The sequence below is a fragment of the Paenibacillus diazotrophicus genome, assembly GCF_042610465.1.
In genome coordinates this window covers 140134-157734 of record NZ_JBGJZN010000002.1, presented here as the reverse complement: position 1 = coordinate 157734, position 17601 = coordinate 140134, and the positions used below count along the sequence as shown (strand labels likewise).

Sequence of the window (17601 nt, the reverse complement as noted above, 5' to 3'; positions counted from 1 at the left end):
CAACAACCGTCCCTTTCTTCATTATCACAAAAAAAACCGATTGAACGGGGAATCCCCCCTCAATCGGTCCCTTTTTTTCCTGTGCATACTCCCCAGGTCTTAGCTTCCCTGCTCTTCCAGACGTTCCACTCCAACGGTATGCGTATTGGTTGGACGTGAGCCCACCTGCACTGTAGCCATCCCGTTATCGGTATCCACATGTTCGATCCAGACCGGCTCCCCGTCCAGATGTACAGAGATCATATCCTTGGAGGCATAAATTTCCTTGGCCCGTTGTATGTTCATTGCTCGGTCTCCTTAAAGTTTGGTATAGCTTCCGCGTCCAGCGGGTTGACATGATCGTACGATTCTTCGTCTTCTCCGGTTTTTACAATACTCTCCCAATCCACTACTTCAGCCGGGATATCCTGCTCTGATAGTACATCCATCCATGTATTTCGTTCCTGTTCCATTTCTGCTACCTCCAATTGAACGCAGGGCTCCTTCATGTCTGGCTTATTTTTTCCCAATCTGCACAAAAAATGCATCAGGCTAGAAAAAGACCTGCTGCCGCATACTAAGCCAAAGCCTATTGGATCAGGAGGGATCATCATGCATACCGTTTGGAAAGGGGCCATCAGCTTCGGGCTTGTCCATGTTCCGGTCAAAATGTTCTCCGCTACCGAAGACAAAGACATCTCACTTCGCTACATCCATAAGGAATGCGGAAGTCCGCTGTCCTATGTGCGCAAATGCCCTGTCTGCGACAAGGAAGTGGCCTGGGAGGAAATCGGCAAGGGCTATGAGTATGAAAAGGGGAAATTTGTCCTGTTTGACAAAGAAGAGCTGGATCAGCTGACAGAGGAGAGCAGCAAGAGTATTACCATTTTGGATTTTGTGGATTTGACCGAGATCGACCCGATCTATTTTCAAAAAACCTATTACCTCTCTCCCGATCAGGCGGGAGCCAATGCGTATCGTCTGTTGATGGAAGCCATGCGCCAGACCGGCAAGATCGGGATTGCCAAAATCTCCATCCGCTCCAAAAGCAGCCTTGCCGCCATCCGCGTGCTGGCAGACTGCCTGGCCATCGAAACCATATATTATCCGGATGAAGTCCGGCCTGTATCCCAGGTTCCGGGATTGCCGGAGCCCGGCATCGTGAATGACAAAGAGCTGGATATGGCCAAACTGCTGATTTCCCAGCTATCCACCCCGTTTGAGCCGGGCAAATATACCGATGACTACCGCCAGCGGATGCTTGATCTGATCACTCATAAGGTTGCCGGCGAGGAATTCCATATTGCCCCGGCCCGCCAGGAGACCAATGTCATCGACCTGATGGCCGCACTTCAGGCCAGTATCGAGGCTGTGCAGCATATCCCTGCAGATCCGGGACCGTCTGCTGCCTCCGCCAAGACAAAACCGCAAACGGCTGCCTCCCGTAAAAAAACAGCTGCTTCCAAGTCAACCAAGCCGTCCGGCGGTGAAGCAGTCATCAACGAAGCTACCGGGCCGATTCCGGTCATTGCGCCTAAACCGAAGAGGCGCACAGCAAAGAGCAAAGAAACAGGTGCTTAGCCCATGAAGCTGCAGCCGGTAGTTCCCTTTGAGCCTGTACTGGCATCACAGCTGCCGGAAGGCGACCAGTGGATTGCGCAAATTAAATGGGATGGCGTTCGTATGCTTTCTTATTACGACGGGAATGAAGCAGAGCTCATTAACCGGAGGGGGAACCGCCGTACCCTGCAGTATCCTGAAATCGCTGACCCCAGAGCATACTGCGCTGCTAACTCTGTGATATTGGATGGTGAAGTCATCGCACTCAGCGGCGGCAAACCTTCCTTCCACGAGGTCATGCGCCGGGACAGTCTAAAGAATACTGCAGCTATCAAGGCCATCCGCCCACAAGTACCCATACTCTATATGATATTTGATATTTTGTACTGTGATGGCCTATGGCTTCTGGACCAGCCGTTATCGAGCCGGCAACAGACCTTAAACCGCATCCTGCTTCCCCATCCCCATGTGCAAAATGTACCCAGTTATGCCCGTCCCTCCGAGCTTCTGACTGCTGCACAGAGCGGTAGCCTGGAAGGGATTGTATGCAAGGACATCAACAGCACCTACGCACCTGGAGGAAAAGACGGCCGCTGGCAAAAACGTAAGATCATCTCCGACGTAACTGCCGTCGTTGGCGGCGTAACCTACAGGGATGGTCTTGTGAATGCTCTCCTTTTTGGCCTATATGACAGCGAAGGTCAGTTGCATTACATTGGACATGCTGGAGCAGGCAGAATGACCGTCCAGGACTGGCGCAGCTTAACAGCACGGGCCGAGCAGCTTCGAACTCCCGATATGCCCTTTGCTGCAGTCCCGCAGCGGAGTAAGGGAGCCGTCTGGATTACACCCCTGCTAGTGTTCAAGCTGCATTTTCTGGAATGGAACAGCTCGGGAACCCTTCGCCAACCTGTTATTCAAGCCCAAGTAGACATTCCGCCGTTGTCCTGCCGGATAGAACAAAAAGGCTGACAACACAGACGACACCCTTTTCAAGGAGACAACCCATGCCCAAGACCATCCGAGGCTCCATTACCGTTGAAGGACAAGAAATCACCATCACGAATCCGGAAAAGCTGCTATGGCCCGAGCGCGGCATCACCAAAAAGATCTATCTGCAAAAGCTGGCCGCGCTCTCCCCTTACCTGCTGCAATACTGCAAGGACCGGCTTTTGACGGTGATCCGCTATCCGCACGGCGTTCCGGGCATGTCCTTTTATCAGAAAAATGCGCCTGAACCCCTGCCTGGTTTTGTCCGCACAGCAACACACGAGAACATAACCTATATCGTTTTGCAGGGGCTGCCGGAGCTTTTGTGGCTGGGCAATATGGCCGCCCTGGAGTTTCATCCTTCGCTCCATTATGTAGGAAGTGAGCTGCCCTGCGAATGGATGATTGACCTTGACCCGTCGCTTGAGGTTGAACCACGCATTATGGAAGCTACTTCAGTTGTAGGCGAGGTGCTGCAGTCTCTGGGACTTGCCTCAGTGCCGAAGACCTCCGGTGCCACAGGTGTCCAGATTATTGTACCTATCCGCCCTGGAGTCACCTTCGATGGCCTGCGCCGGATCGGACACTTTGTCGGACGGTATGTGACAGAGAAACGTCCGGACCTGTTCACCCTGGAGCGGCTAAAGAAGCATCGGGGGGACAAAATATATTTTGATTACCTTCAACACTACGGCGGCAAAACGCTGGCTGCACCTTACACGCCACGCGCCCGGCCCCTGGCTACCGTCTCCACGCCTCTTCTATGGGATGAGGTCCGGAGGGATGTCTCACCTGCTGATTTCCACCTGCAGAATATTGAGGAGCGGCTCAGCCGTCTGGGGGATCTGATCGCCAAAGTGCCTGCACAGCCGGTGGATGCTCTGATCGCCAAGCTCCCTTAATTTCTGCTTACCAAAAAAGCAATAAGCCCGCAAATGCCTATACCGGCTGCGGGCTTATCAGGCGTCCAACATATGGACGGAAGGTATGCTATATGAGAATGCGGCGAAAATGGATAAGGACGCCGAATTGATTACTCTGCGGTTCGTAAATATACCTTCCTTCGGTAGCACTCCCGTTTTTTTTGGCGGGCAGGACTAGTGGATTGATTTTTTCTTGAAGCGGCCGCCCTTAACATCATGAATATTGCCAATCGCGACAAAGGCTTCGGTATCCCAATCTTCAACAATAGCTTTAAGCTTCGCTTCTTCCAGACGGGTAATCACGACGAAAATCACTTTCTTGTTATCTCCGGAGAAGCCGCCTTCCCCATCCAGATACGTAACACCACGTCCGAGGCGCTCGGTCAGCGCTTCCCCGATATCACGGAATTTATCGCTGATAATCCATACTGATTTTGATTGATCCAATCCCTCAAGCGTAACATCAATCACCTTAAAGGCAATGTAGTACGCGATCAAAGAGAACATCGCATTGTTCCAGCCAAACACAAAGCCTGCACCGGATAGAATAAACAGGTTGAAGAACATAACTACTTCACCTACAGAGAATGGAAGCTTCTTCGAGACCAGAATGGCTACGATTTCTGTTCCATCCAGCGACCCGCCATACCTTACCACCAGGCCGACACCCACACCTAGAATTACCCCTCCAAACACTGCGGCAAGCAGCGGTTCACCTGTTAGCGGTGCTACAGGATGCAGCAGTTGGGTACCAATGGACATCAGAACTACAGCAAACAAAGTGGATAAGGCAAAGGTTTTACCAATCTGCTTATAGCCGATTACAAGAAAGGGCAAGTTAAGCAGAGTCAGGATTATCCCCAGCGGGATATGAAAGATGTGGGATATCATAATAGAAATACCGGTAATGCCTCCGTCAATCAATTGATTGGGAACAAGAAAAATCTCCAAAGCCACAGACATCATCGCTGATCCAAGCACAATCATTACAATCCTTTGGATCAATCTGGCCCTCTTAAAAGCTTCTGATTTCTGAGGTTTCTTCTGTCCCTCATTCGTAAATATTTGCTGGCTTACAGTCATAGAACTCCCCCTGTGAAAAGTATAGTTACTGCTTATACTTTCATTATATCATAAAAGAGGGATGTTTATGGCACTAACATGTTATAACCTTCGAAAAACATTGTTTTCCGGTTCAAAACTGTCATAAAAGCGGGGATAACAGCTGACAGAGGCTTTCTATGCGCTTGACATTATTCCCTCTTGCGCGGAACTTTTCCGGATCGATAAACTGGCTATGCTCCAAATCCTGCTCGAAGCCAGCTGCAAGTGCTGCAATCACCTCCGGACTAAGCATGAGGGCTGTCAGTTCAAAGTTGGAGTAAAAGCTCCGCATATCCAGATTAGCACTCCCTACCGTCCCCAGAACATCATCAATAATCATCACCTTGGCATGCATGAATCCTTTCTGATAACGGTAAAATTTCACTCCTGCATCCTGCAGGTTTTCCAGGTAGGAAAGCGACGCCTTGTATACCAGCCTGTTGTCCGGTTTGTCCGGAATGATAATCCGCACGTCCACCCCTCCAAGCACCGCGCTCTTCAGCGCCCGGCAGATCGTAGGATCGGGGATAAAATAAGGCGAGGTAATCCATATCCGTTCTTTCGCCGCTGTAATTGACGCAAAATACATCTCCTGTGAGGCGTCCAGTGCCGCGTCGGGTCCACTAGCGACAATGAGAACTGCCTCTTCTTCGACACAGTCATGTGCCGGAAAAAAGCGGGGATGGCTCATCCCCTCTCCCGCTGCAAGCCGCCAATCTTTCAGGAAAACATACTGCAGGCTATAGACTGCATCCCCTTCCAAACGGAGATGGGTATCCCTCCAATATCCCATCTTCGGGTCCTTCCCCAGATAATCATCCCCAACGTTCATGCCTCCTGTAAACCCTACACGCCCGTCGACCACGATGATCTTACGATGATTACGGAAATTGAACCTGCGGTCCAGCAGGGAAGTTAGTGGCGGCAGGAAGAAATGAACCTCCACTCCGGCATCTCTCAGCGTACTTATGAAACCGCGTCCGAGCTTGTGGCTGCCTAGTCCATCACACAGCAGGCGCACCTTCACCCCCTGACGTGCTTTGCGAACCATGACCTCCTGAAACTGCTGCCCGATCTTATCCCCACGAAAAATATAGAACTCCATATGGATGTGCTCCCGCGCTGCTTCCATAGCTTCCAGCATGGAGTCATAAGCTTCCTGCCCCTCTGCCAGCACTTTGCATTTATTCCGGCCCGTAACCGGAATCTCAGACAGTCCGGTAAGCAGGAACAACAGCCCTTTATAATCTGAAAAATGTGGATTTCCACTCTCGTCTGCATTCTTAACAAGCTTGATTTTACCGGATACATGGGCACGGATCTCCCGAAACAACGAAATACATCTCTTCTTGAGCTTGCGGCTCTGCCAATAATCCCGGCCGAAAAAGTAATAGAACAGCAGCCCGAGTGGCGGGCAGCAGAAGGTAACGAGCAGCCAGGCTAACGCTCTTTGCGGGCGGTGGAATTCAAGCAGCAGGATTACAGCAATCTGCAAAATAAAAAGACATAAAAGAATCGCCAATATTATCAACCCGTCACCCTCTTGATATTTATAGTTAGTGGCACCATAAGTCTCCCTCTTGATTTCCAGCAAACCGTTGTCATGTTCCCAGCGGACATGGAATACATAGAGTAGTAGGACAATTCGGATGAGCCCACAGCAATCAGGACTTCAGTGAACACACAGGCGGCCGCACGAGCCGCAGGAAAGGAGAAGCTATGAAGAATCAGCCCGATCATAACCGGATCACGCTGCTTGTTGTCCGTGAAGCCGGACGTCCGGTAAGGCAGCTTCAGCTATCCAAGCCGCTTGCTCTGGCGCTGCCAGCTGCTGCTGCCCTTTCTATCTCCAGTCTGGTCACTTCCATGCATTTTCATGCCTCCCGCTCCATATCCGAGCTGGAAGCCGAGGCTGCGGCGCTGTCCTTAACCAATCTTCGGATGGAAATGAAGGTCGCTGATAAGGATCAGGCCTTGCTGAAGCTTCGCAGCCAGGTTAGCGAGTTATCGGAGGAAGCGGACAGCATCAAAGACAAATTAAAAAGTGTAAGTGAACTGGAGCAGCAGCTACAGTCTCTGATTGATAAAGGGAATAGCCCAGCCACCGGCGGCAAAGAGGAACCCTCTGCCTTCGATACATCCAGCACCGTAAATCCCCCTTCAACCGCATCAAGCAGAGTGTCATCTGCTCCGGTAGAACTACTGAATTCTGGCGGGACGTCTTTCACCACTGTGTCCGCAGCTGCCGCATCCCCGTTCCTGGCTGCTCCAATCCCTCTTGAAGCCACATCCGCGATCCAGGGCAACACGTTCACGCCTCAGGTTGGCGGGGAATATATCGCGGTCTATCAGAACGATCCCCAGGAGCTGGTGCGGAAAACGAAGGATGATTATGAGGAAATCCGCAGCATGCTGGATGAAATGATGAGCAAGATCCCGGCTACGATTACAGAAGCCAAGCAAGCAAATACCGCCAAAGCCAGTCTCCAGGCCAAAAAAGCAATCGCTGAAAAAGCCCGTCTGGCACCTGTGGTTATCTGGCCCACTCCTTCAAGGGTCATTACTTCCAGCTTCGGGTACCGGTCAGACCCATTCAACGGGACTTCTGCCTATCATTCTGGCATTGATATAGCTGGCAGTATCGGCGATCCCGTATATGCTGCCATGGAGGGTGTGGTGATCTCCGCCGAACAAATGGGCGCCCGCGGCAAATATATCATCATCAAACATGACAATGGACTTGAGACATGGTACATGCATTTGAACGGAATGCTGGTTTCCCCCGGTACCAAAGTACACAAAGGCCAGAAGATCGGACTGCTCGGCAATACCGGACGAAGCACGGGACCCCATCTTCATTTTCAGGTGGTCAAACAAAACAAGCCGGTTAATCCTTTAAGTTATGTACAGCCTTAAGCAGATTTGTTGGAAAAGGAGGAAGAATGCATGTGGTATAAAAACAAACAGCAAGCAGCGGTGAAGTCTACCGACTCACTGATCGGGCATGGAGGTACGCTAGAGGGCAAAGTGACTTGCGACACCAACTTACGGATTGAAGGGAATTTCAGCGGAGAGATCCACTGCCACGGTACTGTAACAGTCGGTGAGCAGGGAACCGTCCGGTCCAGCATCAAAGCACAGGATGTCATCATTGCAGGCAGGGTTTACGGGGATGTGATCGCCGATCAGAGACTAATGCTGACAGGTACCGGACAGCTGCACGGCAATATTCTGGCGGGTACACTATGCATCGTGGAGGGCAGTGTGCTGAATGGCTCCATTGTGATGGCCGAAGAGCCCGCCACTGAAAAAGCGGGCGGGCTTCAGCCAAACGGGCATAAGGACAAGACCGACAACCGCGGCTCCAAACAAGCAGAAGCAGAAACAGCTTCAACATCCTGATGAAACCCGCTGCCTAAATCGGGCTAGTGTGCAATCCGCCTGATTTAGGCAGCCACGTCTCTTTTGCGGAATACAATCCAGGACACTAGCATGAATAGAAGATAATAGACGGCAAGTACTGCGATGGCAAATCCTAAAGTAACCCCGCCCGGTCCCTTGTCCGTTGAGAGATAACCATGCAGATCCATGTGGGTAAAGATCAGATATTTGGCCCACGCATAACGTTCAGGGCTGAAGATGGCAACAAAAATATCTTTGGCAAACATAATGAACAGAGACAGTCCGATCGCCAGTCCGCTTGCACGGAAGACACTGGACACCATAAAGGCAATAGCTGCGGTCAAGAACAACTCCGCATAGCTGCACAGGATCCCCAGGAATGTGTATTCTGCCGGACTCCATGACGACGTTGAAGCTCCTCCAAGCCCGGAAGAAGAGGAGAATATAAGCGCAGACACATACCCAAATACGATCAGTACAGCAGTGCTCAGTAAGCTGAACAGAATTAAAGAGATATACTTGGACAACAGTATTTTGGAACGGCTCCATGGGCGGATCAACAGCAGCTTAATAGTCCCCCAGGAAAATTCGCCCGCAACGGAGTCAGAGGCGATTACTACTGTAAAAATCGTATTCAGGAAAAAAGCGACGCTCACAGTCATTTGAAAGCTGTTCCACAGCTCTGTTGTAGAGGTGTCACCGCTTGTAAAGTAGAACAGCGCCGGAAATAGCGCGCTTATCACAGCCAGAATAATGAGCATGATCCATGTACGAATTCGACTATAAATTTTAACGTTCTCATTATGTATGAGAGCCGCGAAATTACCCAATGCCTTCACCTCCGGTGATTTCCAGGAATTGATCCTCAAGTGAACGGGCCAGCACTTTAATGCCGTAGACCTTGATTCCGCCCATGACCAGCTTCGCATTCAAATCAGCGATCGCTTCCCGGTCTGCCGTCAAGGCAATTCCTCCATCCTTCAGCACCCCGGTCCCCAGCAGCGCCAAGGCCGCTTCAGGATCACTAACCTCAAACAACGTCTCGCCGATCGGCAGGACCTCAGTGCCTACTGACTTCAGCTGCTTCACGTCAATCAGCTTGCCATTCTGGATAATGGCCACCGTATCGCACATCAGCTCCATCTCGGATAACAGATGGCTGGATACAAACACAGTCGTGCCTTCCTCCTGGCATAAACGGCGCAGATAGTCCCGCAGCTCGCGGATCCCCTGCGGATCAAGACCATTCGTCGGCTCATCCAGGATCAGCAGCTTGGGACGGTGCAAGAGCGCCTGGGCTACACCTAGCCGCTGGCGCATACCCAGTGAATAAGTCTTCACTTTGTCGTGTATCCGCTGCCCTAACCCAACCAGATCTACAACCTCTTGAATCCGCTTCTTGTCCACGCCTTGCACCATCCGCGCATATTGGCGCAAGTTCTGGTAACCGCTCATAAACTTGTACATCTCAGGGTTCTCCACAATTGCCCCAATATTCGCAATGGCTTCTTCAAAATGATCTTTGATGCTTCGCCCACAAATCAGGATATCTCCGCGGCTGATCGAGATCAGTCCAACCATCATGCGAATGGTAGTTGTTTTACCAGCACCATTCGGCCCGAGGAATCCGAAGATTTGACCGGGCGGGATATCAAGGGTCAAGTCGCTAACCAGCGTCTTACTGCCGATTTTTTTGGTTACACCCATTAAGCTGGCTACGGGCTTCACCACTTCTGCCGTGTTCGGCATGGTCTCACTTCCTTTCGTCGGTGTATATAAAACAATTGATAGTTCCACAATCAAGGTGATAGCCGTAACTGCGGGGAATGTCTGGACTTCCGGTCGCTGTTGTTCACGGATTTCCTGATTGGTACCGCAGCATGCGGTTGAAATCCGTGAACAAAGGCGATCGCTAGCGCTCCTCCAGTTCCAAACTTCCCCTCCGTTACTTCCACCTTATTGTAGTTTAATCAATTCATTTTATATGGGTTTTATTTTACCACAACTTTCCTTTTTCCTGAAAACCGAAAAAAATACAGCAATAGTAAAAGGGACAACCCCCCTCCGGTTAAGGAGAGGATGTTGTCCCTTGATTGGTTGATACTCGATGAAGCCCAGTCACAGTTGTAAAGATATTCAGCAAGCAATCTGCAACTGGCGGCTGTTAACCAGATCAGCCAGCCATTACAGCTGCTTGTAGTTTACTTCGAGAGCTGTTAGCGGTTAGCCGCCCACACGGGCAAGCTCGCGCATATTCGCTTCAAACGCAGCCATCAGGGCAGCTTCACCGGTCAAGCCGGTTTGTTCTACCTTGCGGATCTGCTCCATCATCCGTTTGTAGTCTTTCGGAATAACACGGGCAAACTTCGGCAGAGCCTCATCCCATGTATCCAGAATGCGTTGACCGGCATTACTGCCTGTAAGCTCGGTATGACGGATGATCAGATTCTGCAGTTCAGCAATTTCCTCTGGCTCTTCCACACGCTCCAAGAGAACCATCTCAATATTGCAGCGCTTGACGAACGTATTATCCGGATCATATACGTAGGCGATACCGCCTGACATGCCTGCCGCAAAGTTGCGTCCGGTGGCGCCAAGTACAACCACACGACCTCCGGTCATGTATTCACAGCCGTGGTCTCCCACGCCTTCCACAACGACATTCGCACCGGAGTTGCGGACGGCGAACCGTTCACCGGCAATCCCGCTGATGTAAGCTTCACCGCTGGTAGCACCGTACAGGGCGGTATTCCCAATGATGATATTGTCCTCAGCGGCAAAGGTCGCCTTAGAGGACGGCTTAATGATCAGCTTGCCTCCAGAAAGTCCCTTGCCGACATAGTCATTAGAGTCCCCTTCTACCGTGATCGTGATTCCCTTCGGTACGAAGGCACCCAGACTCTGTCCGGCAGAACCGGTGAAATGCAGACGGATCGTATCATCAGGGAGTCCTGCTGCACCATATTTACGTGTCAGCTCACTGCCCAGAATGGTTCCAACCGCACGGTTGACGTTCGTAATCGGCAGCGAAGCTTCAACCACAGTTCCGGATTCCAAAGCCGGTGCGGCAAGGTCCAGAAGCATCGATACATCCATTGTTTCTTCCAAACCGTGATTCTGGGTCTGACTGCGGAAGCGTGTGCTTCCTTCCGGCATAGCCGGAGTATGCAGCAGGCTGCTCAGATCTACGCCCTTCTTCTTCCAGTGGCTCGAAGCTTTGACAGCATCCAGACAGTCTGTGCGTCCAACCATTTCCTGAATCGTGCGGAAACCAAGCTCTGCCATGATTTCACGCAGATCCTGTGCCACAAAGGTCATAAAGTTCACGACATGCTGCGGGTCACCCGTAAAGTTCTTACGCAGCTCCGGATTCTGTGTAGCTACACCAACCGGACAAGTATCCATTTGACATACACGCATCATAATGCAGCCTACCGCTACAAGCGGTGCAGTAGCAAATCCGTACTCCTCAGCACCGAGCAGTACAGCGACTGCCAGGTCACGGCCGCTTAGCATTTTGCCGTCAGTTTCCAGTACAACACGGTCGCGCAGATTGTTCAGCATCAAGGTCTGATGCGTCTCAGCCAGACCAAGCTCCCAAGGCAGACCAGCATGACGGATAGAGTTCATCGGCGATGCGCCTGTACCTCCATCGTAGCCGCTGATCAGGATAATATCGGCACGGCCTTTGGCTACCCCGGCAGCGATAGTTCCGACACCGACTTCAGACACGAGCTTCACGTTAATATTGGCACGAGGATTAGCATTCTTAAGATCGTAGATCAATTCTGCCAGATCCTCAATAGAGTAAATATCATGATGCGGAGGCGGAGAGATCAGACCTACACCCGCCGTGGAGCCGCGCACTTCGGCGACCCAAGGATATACCTTGCGGCCCGGAAGCTGTCCGCCTTCACCCGGCTTGGCCCCCTGCGCCATCTTGATCTGAATTTCGTCCGCATTGACCAGGTAATTCGAAGTAACCCCGAATCGTCCCGATGCCACCTGCTTAATCGCACTGCGGCGGGAATCACCATTGCTGTCCGGAGTAAACCGGGCCGGATCTTCTCCGCCTTCACCCGTATTGCTCTTACCGCCAATGCGGTTCATGGCAATCGCCAGTGTCTCATGCGCTTCCTTACTGATCGAGCCAAAGGACATGGCACCGGTCTTGAAGCGTTTCATGATCGATTCTGCTGACTCTACCTCATCCAGTGGAACAGGTGAATTCGCAGGCTTGAACTGCAGCATGGAACGCAGCGTCTGATGTTTCTCGCTCTCTCCTTGTACAAGTGCCGCATACTTCTTGTACAGCCCGTAATCACCGCTCCGCACGGAGTGCTGGAGAAGATGAATGGTCTGCGGGTTGAACAAATGTTCTTCCCCGTCACTGCGCCATTGGTATTCACCGCCGGAATCCAGCACCTTGTCACTGCCATCCTTATCCGTAAAGGCGCGGTTATGAGAGGCAAGCGTCTCTGCCGCCACTTCTTCCAGACCAATACCGCCTATGCGGGAAGGGGTCCAGGTGAAGTACCGGTCCACGAACTCCGAATTCAGGCCGACCGCTTCAAAAATCTGCGCTCCCCGGTAGGATTGGATCGTGGAGATGCCCATTTTGGAGAGTATTTTCACCACGCTCTTTGTCGCAGCTTTGATATAATTCTTCACAGCCTTCTCATGCGAGATTCCGCGCAGCAGGCCCTGGCCGATCATGTCATCCAGACTCTCGAATGCGAGGTACGGATTGACCGCACTCACCCCATAGCCGAGCAGTAGCGCATAATGATGCACTTCACGCGGTTCGCCGGATTCCAGCAAAATGCTGACCTTGGTACGGGTTCCCGAGCGGATCAGATGATGGTGCAGGCTGGAGACGGCAAGCAGTGCCGGAATAGCGGCATTCTCACGGTCTACACCACGGTCAGACAGAATCAGAATATTGTGGCCTTTGGCCATAACGCGGTCAGCAGCTTCATTCATCCGCTCCAGCGCAATGCGCAGTCCCTCCGCACCCAGCTCAGCTGGGAACAGAATCGGAATCGACATCGACTTGAATCCTGCACGGCGGACGTGGCGGATCTTCGCAAAATCCTCATTGGACAGGATCGGTGAATCCAGCGAAATCTGCCGGCAGCTCTCAGGTTCAGGCTTAAGCAGGTTGCGCTCAGGTCCGATCGTTGTCGCTGTAGAGGTAACCAGCTCTTCACGGATCGCATCAATCGGCGGATTGGTTACCTGGGCGAACATTTGTTTAAAATAGTTATAGAGACGCTGTGGACGGTCAGACAGTACAGCCAGAGGGGCATCATAGCCCATCGAGCCTACAGCCTCCGCACCAGTAGAAGCCATCGGCTCAAGCACCTTGCGCAGATCTTCAAAGGTATATCCGAAGGATTGCTGAAGCTGCTGCACATTGTCATGCTTCGGATTCGGCAGCTCTGGAGCCTCAGGAAGCTCATCCAGTCCGATCAGATGCTCATCCAGCCACTGGCGGTAAGGCTGCTCGGAAGCAATGGCGGCTTTGACTTCTTCGTCGGAAATGATCCGGCCCTGCTTCGTATCTACCAGCAGCATACGTCCTGGTCTTAACCGGTCCTTGTATAGTACATCCTCGGCAGGAATATCAAGCACTCCGGCTTCCGAGGATAAAATAATCATATCGTCTTTGGTTACATAATAACGCGCAGGGCGAAGGCCGTTGCGGTCAAGAATTGCACCGATCTGCACACCGTCGGTGAAGCCCATTGCAGCGGGTCCGTCCCATGGCTCCATCAATGTGCTGTGATATTCGTAGAAAGCCTTCTTTTCTTCGTCCATGCTGTCATGATTGCCCCAAGGCTCAGGAACCATCATCATAGCCACATGCGGCAGGGAACGCCCGCTGAGGTAAAGGAATTCGAAGGTGTTGTCGAACATGGCAGTATCGGAGCCGTCAGGATTCACAACAGGCTTGATCTTGCTCAGGTCTTCACCGAACACTTCACTCTTGAACAAGGACTGGCGTGCATGCATCCAGTTCACATTGCCCCGCAAAGTGTTAATCTCACCGTTGTGGATCATGAAACGGTAAGGATGGGCACGTTCCCAGCTCGGGAAGGTGTTCGTGCTGAAGCGGGAATGCACAAGGGCAATCGCTGATTCCAGCGCTTCATTCTGCAGATCCAGATAGAACTGCCCTACCTGCGCAGTGGTCAGCATGCCTTTGTATACGATCTTTAGACAGGACATACTTGGCACATAGAAAGATTCGCCTTCTTCTGCACCGCCATAGCGGATCGACAACTCGGCACGTTTGCGGATAACATACAGCTTGCGCTCAAATGCGAGATCATCCTTGATGCCTTCGGAACGGCCGATGAATACCTGACGAACATAAGGCTTGGCCGCCTTGGCTGTCTTGCCCAGCATCTCGTCAAAAGTAGGTACATCGCGGTAACCGAGCACCTGCTGGCCTTCCTCGGCGATAATCTCGCTAAGGAGTGCTTCATGGCGGGCCCGGATCTCCTCGTTGTGAGACAAAAAGATCATGCCTACGCCGTAATGCCCTTGCTCAGGCAGTTCAAAGCCCAGCTTACTGGCTTCTCCGGCAAAGAAACGATGCGGAATCTGCAGCATAATGCCGGCGCCGTCACCCGAGTTCGGTTCGGCTCCCTGGCCTCCACGATGCTCCATGTTGAAGAGCATAGTCAAAGCGTTACTTACAATATCATGGGACGGCTTGCCTTTAATATGGGCGACAAACCCCATCCCGCAGGCATCCTTTTCAAACTGGGGATCGTACAGGCCCTGTTTGACGGGCAGTTCAGTGTGTCTCATTGTACGCAACCTTTCTATTATAAAGTAGACGGATTTCAGGAAAAATTTTCAGTGTTAATTCTTAATATTTATTCAAGACAGATTGGTTATATTATTTTATCATCGACCTGACATGAGTGCAATTTAAACTTTTTTATGAGCTTGATTAACAAATGCTTTTGCGTCACAGCTTTAGCGGATAAAAGCGTAAAAAATCTTTGTTATGCATAAATATGCAGTAATAACGAATAAGCACTTATTCAATGAAAGCGTTTCATTCATTTTCCTGACACAATCGTGGAATATTTTGGTCTTCCTTTTACTCTAAATGATAAAAATAGCAAAAAGAACGCCCCGGAGAGGAGCGTTCTTTTTGAATTGCTTTATGAAGTATTTTTCAATTATAAACTTAATACTTGATCTTGTTGCATAGCCACTTCACTATCCCGGTCACGGGTTATGAAGTAGGTAAAGGTACAAGCCAGGAATACTATACCATAAATGGCCAGCATTCCGGCATCGCTCCACATAGTATCGAAGTTACCGGTTGAGATTACTGCCTTGAACCCTCTTACGCTATAAGTCATAGGCAGCAGCGGGTTGAAGAACTTCATCCAATCCGGAATCAGCTCGAGCGGGAAGGTTCCGGCGCTAGTTGTCAGTTGGAATATCAGGACAACGATAACTACGAACCGGCCCGGCTGATCCATCCAGGTAACAATGGCTTGAATCATCCACATGAAGGCAATACTTGTAATGAAGGTAAAGGCATAGAACAACGGTACATTCTGCACTTCAAGTCCAAGTCCGTAGAGAACGATAAGGATGGCCATCAGGGACTGGAACACGCTCATCATCGAGAAGGTAAGGGTGCGGCTGACGAAACGGTTGAACCGGCTGGCACCAATCACTTCGGAATCACGCATTGGAATAACAATGGTGCAGATAAGTGCGCCTACGAACAAACCAAGTGACAGGAAGTAAGGTGCAAACCCTGTACCATAGTTCTGTACAGTAGTGAATTCCTTCTCTTCAATCTCTACCGGCTGGGCAAACATCGATACCAGCGCATCGGTTTTCTTCACGGTGCTGGTCTGTGTAGCGGCATCACCGAGCTTCACTGCCAGCTCCCCGGAGCCTGCCTTCAAGTCGTCCAGTCCGTCCTTAAGCTGTACGGCTCCATCGCTCAGCTTCTTTGAACCGTCTGCTACAGAGGTGAGACCGCTGCTAAGCTGACCGGCTCCATCCATTAGCTTCGACGTGCCCGCTTCCAGCGCTTTGCCGCCGTCAGCAAGCTTCGCACCGCCTGCTGCCGCTTCGTCCAGCTTCGCACCGAACTGCTTCATGCCTGCGGCGAGCTTGCTGCCGCCAGTCTCCAGCGCTCCGGCTCCGGCCAGGAGCTGCTTCTGTCCATCCAGCAGCTGGGTGCTGCCGGCATTCAGCTGCTGTGCCCCGTCATGCAGCTGGGTCACTCCAGCATCCAGCTGTTGCGAACCCGCGTGCAGCTGATTCGCCCCCTGCACCAGCTGCTCCTGACCGCTATGCAGCGCAGTTGCGCCATCGAGGAGCTGCTGCTGGCCCTGATCGAGCTGTGCAGTCCCTTGAGCAACTGCGGTGCTGGCCGCGAGCAGCTTCTGTACATCCGGGCTTGCCGCCAGCTGCGGATTAGATTTGGCCAGCTGTGACAGGCCGTCCGCCACCGCTTTGGCTCCCGCGCTTACCTTCGCACTGCCGTCCTTGGAAGCTTTCAGTCCCGCTTCCAGCTTCGCGCTGCCGTCTACGGAAGAGGTCAGTCCCGATTCCAGCTTCGCACTTCCATCCACAACGGACTTAATGCCGGCTTGCAGCTTAGTGGTTCCGTCTACAGCCGATTGGGTACCTGCTTGCAGTGCAGCTGCTCCGGCTGCGGTCTTTTGCAATCCGGCATTGAGCTGCTTACTGCCGTCCGCGGTCTGTGCTACGCCATCCTGCAATTGTTTATGTGCTGCTGACAACTGCTGGAGTCCGCCGGCAAGTGTGCTGCTGCCGGTCTGCAGAGCAGCCGCACCGTTATTCAGATCTGCCACACCTTTAGTAAGCGGCGCAGTTCCAGCCAAAAGCTTACCAGTGCCTTCGCTCAGCACCAGCAGGTTATCCTTCAGCTTGAGCGCACCGTCGTCCAGCTTGGTGGCCCCATCGGCAATCTTGGTGGCGCCGTCGCCCGCTTCGCCAAGACCGCTGGCGATATCGGTGATTTTATCAAAAACAGAGGTAGTATAAGCTTCTGTAATTTTTGCAGATACTTTAGTCTTGATATCTTTCACGGCTGTACCGCCGATTTGGCCTGCCAAGAAATTATAGCCTTCATTGGGCTCATAGATGATCTTGGCCTGCTTCGGGCTATCATCCAACAACGTAGTCGCATTCTCGGAGAAATCTTCCGGAACCACGATGGTCATATAATAAGTCTCGTCTTGCATGCCGGCATCAGCTTGTGCCCGGGTGACAAAGTTCCATTTGAACCCGTCCGTTTTCTTCAGCTCCTCTACCAGGTCATTCCCGGCAGTAAGCTTCGTCCCCTCATAATCTGCACCTTTATCTTCATTAACAACAGCAACGGGCAGCTCGTTCATTTTGCCGTACGGGTCCCAGAATGCCTTCAGGAACAATCCGCTGTACAGGACCGGAATGAACAAGACAACAAACATTGGAATCAGCACCTTGGGATTCTTGAGCACTGCGCCCAGATCCTTGGCAAATACGGATAAAGATTTCATTCTGGTTCTCTCCTTCTGATCATATGCTCTCTTTAAAATGCTATAACTATCTAAAAAAGGTGAATCTCTTGAAAACTTGCAGTAACACC

Annotated in this window: 13 protein-coding genes; 5 read left to right on the top strand and 8 right to left on the bottom strand. The window is 51.6% G+C overall.

The features are described 5' to 3' along the window. Positions 1-99 precede the first annotated feature (99 nt). Both ACAN54_RS11960 and ACAN54_RS11955 read right to left on the bottom strand, forming a co-directional pair. Positions 100-285 (bottom strand): H-type small acid-soluble spore protein, encoded by a 186-nt coding sequence (locus tag ACAN54_RS11960; protein ID WP_379154561.1) that lies wholly within the window; start codon positions 283-285, stop codon positions 100-102. Next, a complete protein-coding gene (locus ACAN54_RS11955) occupies positions 282-452 on the bottom strand; it encodes a hypothetical protein (protein ID WP_379154558.1) in 171 nt (56 codons plus the stop codon). Before ACAN54_RS11955 ends, ACAN54_RS11960 begins: the two co-directional genes overlap by 4 nt. 139 nt (positions 453-591) lie before the next feature. On the opposite strand from ACAN54_RS11955, the gene ku reads away from it, so the two are divergent. Genes ku through ligD form a run of 3 tightly spaced genes read left to right on the top strand, consistent with a single transcriptional unit; the run spans position 592 to position 3431 of the window. After that, the gene (gene ku, locus ACAN54_RS11950; RefSeq protein ID WP_379154555.1) at positions 592-1560 is read left to right on the top strand and encodes a non-homologous end joining protein Ku; all 969 of its coding nucleotides are present in this window, start codon (positions 592-594) and stop codon (positions 1558-1560) included. A 3-nt stretch (positions 1561-1563) separates the two neighbouring features. Continuing rightward, positions 1564-2511 carry an ATP-dependent DNA ligase gene (locus ACAN54_RS11945; protein WP_379154552.1) on the top strand — a complete coding sequence of 316 codons (948 nt, stop codon included), beginning with the start codon at positions 1564-1566 and terminating at the stop codon, positions 2509-2511. Between the two features lie 35 nt (positions 2512-2546). Continuing rightward, positions 2547-3431 carry a non-homologous end-joining DNA ligase gene (gene ligD, locus ACAN54_RS11940; protein ID WP_379154549.1) on the top strand — a complete coding sequence of 295 codons (885 nt, stop codon included), beginning with the start codon at positions 2547-2549 and terminating at the stop codon, positions 3429-3431. Between the two features lie 195 nt (positions 3432-3626). Here ligD and ACAN54_RS11935 read toward each other — a convergent pair whose 3' ends face one another. Next, positions 3627-4535, bottom strand: coding sequence for a YitT family protein (locus ACAN54_RS11935; RefSeq protein WP_379154546.1), 909 nt, complete (start codon positions 4533-4535; stop codon positions 3627-3629). Between the two features lie 121 nt (positions 4536-4656). Next, positions 4657-6087 carry a cardiolipin synthase gene (gene cls / locus ACAN54_RS11930; RefSeq protein ID WP_379155849.1) on the bottom strand — a complete coding sequence of 477 codons (1431 nt, stop codon included), beginning with the start codon at positions 6085-6087 and terminating at the stop codon, positions 4657-4659. A gap of 188 nt (positions 6088-6275) precedes the next feature. On the opposite strand from cls, the gene ACAN54_RS11925 reads away from it, so the two are divergent. Then, positions 6276-7472, top strand: a complete 1197-nt coding sequence (locus ACAN54_RS11925; RefSeq protein WP_379154543.1) for a M23 family metallopeptidase — start codon at positions 6276-6278, stop codon at positions 7470-7472. 30 nt (positions 7473-7502) lie between these two features. Then, entirely contained in the window at positions 7503-7958 is a 456-nt protein-coding gene (locus ACAN54_RS11920; protein WP_379154540.1) for a bactofilin family protein, read from the top strand. Between the two features lie 44 nt (positions 7959-8002). Here ACAN54_RS11920 and ACAN54_RS11915 read toward each other — a convergent pair whose 3' ends face one another. From ACAN54_RS11915 to ACAN54_RS11900, 4 genes are all read right to left on the bottom strand, one after another. After that, on the bottom strand, positions 8003-8788 hold the full coding sequence (locus ACAN54_RS11915; RefSeq protein ID WP_379154536.1) for an ABC transporter permease: 786 nt from the start codon (positions 8786-8788) through the stop codon (positions 8003-8005). Beyond that, positions 8781-9707 (bottom strand): ABC transporter ATP-binding protein, encoded by a 927-nt coding sequence (locus ACAN54_RS11910; RefSeq protein WP_379154533.1) that lies wholly within the window; start codon positions 9705-9707, stop codon positions 8781-8783. The genes ACAN54_RS11915 and ACAN54_RS11910 overlap by 8 nt, the downstream gene beginning before the upstream one ends. 474 nt (positions 9708-10181) lie before the next feature. After that, a complete protein-coding gene (gene gltB, locus ACAN54_RS11905) occupies positions 10182-14777 on the bottom strand; it encodes a glutamate synthase large subunit (RefSeq protein WP_379154530.1) in 4596 nt (1531 codons plus the stop codon). A gap of 380 nt (positions 14778-15157) precedes the next feature. Further along, the gene (locus ACAN54_RS11900) at positions 15158-17512 is read right to left on the bottom strand and encodes a YhgE/Pip family protein (protein ID WP_379154527.1); all 2355 of its coding nucleotides are present in this window, start codon (positions 17510-17512) and stop codon (positions 15158-15160) included. Between the last annotated feature and the right edge of the window lie 89 nt (positions 17513-17601).

Bases quoted from the DNA above. Each gene is read 5' to 3' on its own strand.
- ACAN54_RS11960 (WP_379154561.1), bottom strand. From the start codon at position 285: ATGAACATACAACGGGCCAAGGAAATTTATGCCTCCAAGGATATGATC.
- ACAN54_RS11955 (WP_379154558.1), bottom strand. From the start codon at position 452: ATGGAACAGGAACGAAATACATGGATGGATGTACTATCAGAGCAGGAT.
- ku (WP_379154555.1), top strand. From the start codon at position 592: ATGCATACCGTTTGGAAAGGGGCCATCAGCTTCGGGCTTGTCCATGTT.
- ACAN54_RS11945 (WP_379154552.1), top strand. From the start codon at position 1,564: ATGAAGCTGCAGCCGGTAGTTCCCTTTGAGCCTGTACTGGCATCACAG.
- ligD (WP_379154549.1), top strand. From the start codon at position 2,547: ATGCCCAAGACCATCCGAGGCTCCATTACCGTTGAAGGACAAGAAATC.
- ACAN54_RS11935 (WP_379154546.1), bottom strand. From the start codon at position 4,535: ATGACTGTAAGCCAGCAAATATTTACGAATGAGGGACAGAAGAAACCT.
- ACAN54_RS11925 (WP_379154543.1), top strand. From the start codon at position 6,276: ATGAAGAATCAGCCCGATCATAACCGGATCACGCTGCTTGTTGTCCGT.
- ACAN54_RS11920 (WP_379154540.1), top strand. From the start codon at position 7,503: ATGTGGTATAAAAACAAACAGCAAGCAGCGGTGAAGTCTACCGACTCA.
- ACAN54_RS11910 (WP_379154533.1), bottom strand. From the start codon at position 9,707: ATGCCGAACACGGCAGAAGTGGTGAAGCCCGTAGCCAGCTTAATGGGT.
- gltB (WP_379154530.1), bottom strand. From the start codon at position 14,777: ATGAGACACACTGAACTGCCCGTCAAACAGGGCCTGTACGATCCCCAG.
- ACAN54_RS11900 (WP_379154527.1), bottom strand. From the start codon at position 17,512: ATGAAATCTTTATCCGTATTTGCCAAGGATCTGGGCGCAGTGCTCAAG.